Source organism: Micromonospora sp. RV43 (assembly GCF_001029515.1).
Lineage (GTDB): Bacteria > Actinomycetota > Actinomycetes > Mycobacteriales > Micromonosporaceae > Micromonospora > Micromonospora aurantiaca.
The window spans coordinates 1-5,052 of record NZ_LEKG01000293.1; the positions used below are offsets into that span (position 1 = coordinate 1).

Below are 5,052 nucleotides of genomic sequence, written 5' to 3' on the forward strand. Positions count from 1 at the left end.
CCTCCCTCTTCACCTTCTGACCCCGCCTCACCTTGTCGCGTCGATCATGAAGTTGACGGCGACAAAACGGACCGGAATCGCCGCCAACCTCATGATCAACGCGACAAGGTGAGGCGGGGTCAGAAGGTGAAGAGGGAGGCGGTGGTGCGCTGCATCAGGCAGGCGTTGCCGAACGTCCGGGTGTAGGAGACCGGGCGGTCCTGCCAGATGCCCACGGCACGCGCGACGACCGGGTCGTACTGCGAGGTGCACGGCGCACCGTCCACGTCGAGCGCGTCCAGGTCACCGTCGACGCGGGCGACGAGCCGGCAGGCGGTGATCGGGTCGGGGTGCAGGCCGCCGGTGGGCCCGCAGGTCAGCACCGTGGCGCGCAGGCCGGCGCCGTCGTCGACGGTGAGCAGGAGCACCGAGGGGGTCTCCGGGCCGGGGCGCGGCGCGGCCTGCGCGGGAGAGGCCGGCGCGGCGAGGCCGCCGAGCGCGGCGGCCAGGGCCAGAGCGGCGGTACGTCGGGCGAAGGGCATGGGTGGTCTCTCCGTCGGGGCCCCGGGTGAGGGCCGGTGGACGGCCCGGCACGTCGTGCGAACCGGACCGCCGAGAACCCTAGGTGGACGGTGTGAACGCGAAGAGTCACGAAGTGTTACGCCAGTCGACCCCGCCGCCGGTCCGGTGTTACATCGGCGCACGGGAATGCCCGAACGGCTGACAACCGCCCGAGTGCCTCGCGGGAGCGCATTCCGAATTGGCGGTACGGCCACCTGAAAGGCTGACAACCGAATCGGGCCGTTATTGCGCCGATGCATTCCGTACGCCGGATCGTTGTCAATGCACGACAACCGGAACGGCCGTTACCGGAACGATTCTTTTGAGCACCTCATAGCGCATTACCGTCGGGTGGCAGGGCGTTTTCGTCCCCGTCGGGAGGACTGCTCATGAGCGAACTGTCGCACCCACCGGCCGCTCCCGGCCCCGATGTCGAGGCCGTTCCCGGCCCCGCCGGCCGGCCCGGCGAATTCGTCGGCCGGTCGCCCGGCCGGCTCGCCTGGCTGCGGCTCAAACGCGACCGTACGGCCAAGGCCAGCGCCGTAACGCTCGCCGTCGCCGCCCTGGTGGCGCTCGGCGCGCCTCTGCTGGGACGGCTCACCGGAATCGACCCGACCGACAAGTTCGTGGACCGCCTCAACGATTTCGGAATGCCGATCGGGTACGCCGGCGGAATCAGCTCCAACCATTGGCTGGGGCTCGAACCCGGCAGCGGCCGGGACATCCTGATGCAACTGGTCTACGGCCTGCGGACGTCCCTGTTCATCGCGTTCACCTCGGCGCTGCTGGCATCCGGCATCGGTGTCGCTGTCGGTGTGCTGGCCGGGTGGGCCAGAGGCTGGCTGGACAGCGTCGTCAACTGGCTGATCGACCTCACGCTGGCGTTCCCGTTCCTCATCTTCGCGCTCGCGGTCATCCCGATCCTCCAGGACCGCTTCTACTCCGACCGGGAGGCGCCGTCGCCGGCCTTCCGGGTGGCCCTGATCGTCGCGACGTTCGGCCTGTTCAGCTGGACGTACACCGCGCGGCTGGTCCGCGGGCAGGTGATCTCGCTGCGCGAGCGGGAGTTCGTCGAGGCGGCCCGTGCGGCCGGCGCCGGCACCACGCACATCCTGCTGCGGCAGCTGCTGCCGAACATCTGGGCGCCGATCCTGGTCACCGTCTCGCTGATGGTGCCGCAGTTCATCGCCATCGAGGCGGCGCTGGCGTTCGTCAACATCGGCGTCACCGAACCCACGCCCGACCTGGGCCGCATGATCTTCAACAGCATCGGCTACGTCGCGAGCGACCCCTGGTACACCCTGTTCCCCGGGTTGACGGTCTTCCTGCTGGTCCTGGCGTTCAACCTGCTCGGCGACGCGCTGCGCGACTCGCTGGACCCCCGCTCCACCCGGTAGTCCCACGGCCATCAGTGCCCGGCCGGCGGGGGCCGCCGGGCAGGAAGGAGCACACCGTGCGCGCACGAACCCGGACACTGACAGGTGTCCTCGCCGCGGCGGCGCTGGCCGCCGCCGGCTGCAGCCCCACCACCGACGACGGCGGCGGCGACGACCAGAAGACCAAGACCCAGAGCGGATCGATCTCGTACGAGGCCGCCGACAACCAGGGCCCGGCGAAGGACGTCGACGGGGCGACCCGCGGCGGCACCCTCACCGTGATGCAGCCGGCCGACTTCGAGCACCTCGACCCGGCCCGCAACTACGTCAACGTGCAGCAGGTCGCCGGTGGGCTGCTGTACCGCGCGCTCAACGGCTACAAGGAGGACGGCAGCGGCAAGCTGCTGCTCGTCGGCGACCTGGCCACCAACCCCGGCAAGGACGTGAACGGCGACTGCAAGGTCTGGGAGTTCACCCTGCGCGACGGCGTGAAGTACGAGGACGGCACGCCCGTGTCCAGCAAGGACGTCGCCCACGGCATCGCCCGGTCGTTCGCGGCGAACCTCAACGAGGGCCCGCACTACATCCAGCAGTGGCTCTACCCGGGCGGGGCGTACAACGCCACCTACAAGGGACCGTACGACGGGGGCAAGCCGGTGCCCGACGGCGTCGCCACACCCGACGACAGGACCATCCGGTTCACCTTCCCGCAGCCGCACTGCGATCTGCCGTACGCGGCGGCGCTGCCGACCAGCGCGCCCGTGCCCGCCGCGAAGGACACCCGCGCGAACTACGACCTGCGGCCGTTCTCGTCCGGGCCGTACCGGGTGAAGACCTACCAGCGCGACGTGTCGCTGGAGCTGGAACGCAACCCGAACTGGGATCCGGCGACCGACCCGATCCGCAACGCGTACCCGGACGCGATCCGGATGACGTTCGGCCTGGAGCAGGCCCAGATCGCCGAGCGCCTGGTCGCCGACGGGCCGGCCGACCAGGCGGCGCTGAGCTGGTCGGACGTGCCGCCGTCGGTGCTGCCCCGCACCACCGGATCCGGCGTCTCCGACCGGGTGGTACGCGGCCCGACGCAGTACAACTGGGTGCTGAGCATCAACACCCAGCGGGTCACCGACCTGAGCGTCCGGCGGGCGCTGAACTACGCCGTCGACAAGGACGCCCTGCTCAAGGTGCTCGGCGGGCAGGCCGCCGGCTCACCCGCCACCACGCTCATGTCGCCCACCACCGCCGGATTCGTCCCGTACGACCTGTACAACGCCCCGGTCACCGGCGACAAGGCCAAGACCGCCGAGCTGCTCGCCGGCAAGCGGCCGAAGCTGGTGCTCGCCCACTCCAACCTGGAACTGCGCACCCAGCAGGCCGAGGCGCTGCGCAAGAACCTCACCGACATGGGCTTCGACATCGTGATGAAGCCGATCGACAACAGCAGCTACTACGACGAGGTCGGCCGCAAGGACAACCCGTACGACCTCTACCTCACCGGCTGGGGCTCGGACTGGCCCACCGGCTCCACTGTCATCCCCCCGGTCTACGACGGACGGGAGATCGTGGCCGAGGGCAACCAGAACCTGTCGTACCTCAATGAACCGTCCGTCAGCGCGGAGATCGACCGGGTCCGCGACCTGCCGGCCGCCGAGCAGGACGCCGGCTGGATGGCGCTCGACCGCATGATCATGGACAAGTACGCCCCGGTGGTGCCCTGCTACTACGACGCCACCTACGAGCTGCACGGCTCGAAGGTCGGCAACGCCTTCCTCAGCGACGCGTTCGGGATCATCTCGCTCAACGGCATCTACGTGAAGAAGTGACAGCCGCGCGGGGGCGGCTGCCACGGCGGCCGCCCCCGCGCCCACCCCGGGGGAGGTGCTCCCGTGCTCCGTTTCGTCGTACGGCGGCTGCTCGTCGCCGCCCTGACCCTGGTCGTCATCAGCCTGGTCACGTTCGGTCTCTTCTTCGCGGTGCCGAGCAGCCCGGCGAAGGTGATGTGCGGCAAGAACTGCACGGCCGAGGACATCGCCCAGGTCGAGCGCCGCCTCGGCATCGACCAGCCGCTGCCCCGGCAGTACGCCGACTTCGTCAGCGGCGTCTTCGCCGGCCGTACCTACGGCGAGGGCGACTTCCGGCAGGACTGCCCGGCACCCTGCCTCGGCTATTCGTTCCGCAACAACCAGCCCGTCACCGAGATCGTCGCCCAGCGCGCCCCGGTGACGTTCAGCATCGTCCTCGGCGGTGCCGTGCTCTGGCTCGGCCTCGGCATCTCGCTCGGCATGGTGTCGGCGCTACGCCGGGGTACGGCGTTCGACCGCGCCGCGATCGGCGTCACACTGGCCGGGGCGTCGATGCAGGTCTACTTCTTCGGGCTGATCCTGCTCTACCTGCTCGTCTACTCCACCGGGCTGCTGCCGTTCCCCAGCTACACCCCGCTGACCGAGAACCCGTTCCGCTGGGCGGCCGGGCTGATTCTGCCCTGGATGACGCTCGGCTTCCTCAACTCGGCCTTGTACGCCCGGCTGTCCCGGGCGCAGATGGTGGAGACGCTGTCGGAGGACTTCGTCCGTACCGCCCGGGCGAAGGGGCTGCCCGCCCGGAAGGTGCACACCCGGCACGCGCTGCGGGCGGCGATCACACCGATCGTCACGATCGCCGGGCTGGACATCGGCACCAGCCTCGGCGGCACGTTCATCACCGAGACGATCTTCGGCCTCCAGGGTCTCGGCAAGGCGACTGTGGAGGCGGTGCAGTTCCTCAACCTGCCGGTGGTGATGGCGACGGTGCTGCTGGCGGCGGTGTTCATCGTGGTCGCCAACATCGTCGTCGACGTGCTGTACGCGGTGATCGACCCACGGGTCCGGTTGGGCTGACGGGAGGAGACGGACATGGTGGAGCTTCCGGCGCCGCGTCGCGGCGAGGGCCCGTACCTGCGGGTCAGGGATCTGCGGGTGCGGTTCGACACCGAGGACGGTGTGGTGCGGGCCGTGGATGGTGTGTCGTTCGCCGTGGAGCGGGGTCGCACGTTGGGGATCGTGGGGGAGTCGGGTTCCGGTAAGAGTGTGACGTCGCTGGCGATCCTGGGTTTGCACAACGCGAGGCGGACGGTCATCTCGGGGGAGATCTGGGTGGG

Annotated in this window: 5 protein-coding genes; 4 read left to right on the forward strand and 1 reads right to left on the reverse strand. The window is 69.8% G+C overall.

The annotated features are described in order from the left end of the window. Nucleotides 1–119 precede the first annotated feature (119 nt). On the reverse strand, nucleotides 120–521 hold the full coding sequence (locus ABD52_RS36130) for an SSI family serine proteinase inhibitor (protein ID WP_013286430.1): 402 nt from the start codon (nucleotides 519–521) through the stop codon (nucleotides 120–122). 408 nt (nucleotides 522–929) lie between these two features. Here ABD52_RS36130 and ABD52_RS36135 point away from each other — a divergent pair, with 408 nt between their 5' ends. The 4 genes from ABD52_RS36135 to ABD52_RS36150 form a co-directional block, all read left to right on the forward strand. Beyond that, on the forward strand, nucleotides 930–1,937 hold the full coding sequence (locus tag ABD52_RS36135; protein WP_047894705.1) for an ABC transporter permease: 1,008 nt from the start codon (nucleotides 930–932) through the stop codon (nucleotides 1,935–1,937). Nucleotides 1,938–1,993: 56 nt separating this feature from the next. Further along, a complete protein-coding gene (locus ABD52_RS36140; RefSeq protein WP_013286428.1) occupies nucleotides 1,994–3,739 on the forward strand; it encodes an ABC transporter substrate-binding protein in 1,746 nt (581 codons plus the stop codon). 63 nt (nucleotides 3,740–3,802) lie between these two features. Further along, on the forward strand, nucleotides 3,803–4,792 hold the full coding sequence (locus tag ABD52_RS36145; protein ID WP_047894706.1) for an ABC transporter permease: 990 nt from the start codon (nucleotides 3,803–3,805) through the stop codon (nucleotides 4,790–4,792). Nucleotides 4,793–4,807: 15 nt separating this feature from the next. Beyond that, a partial coding sequence (locus tag ABD52_RS36150; RefSeq protein ID WP_047894707.1) for an ATP-binding cassette domain-containing protein occupies nucleotides 4,808–5,052 on the forward strand: 245 nt, incomplete at its 3' end.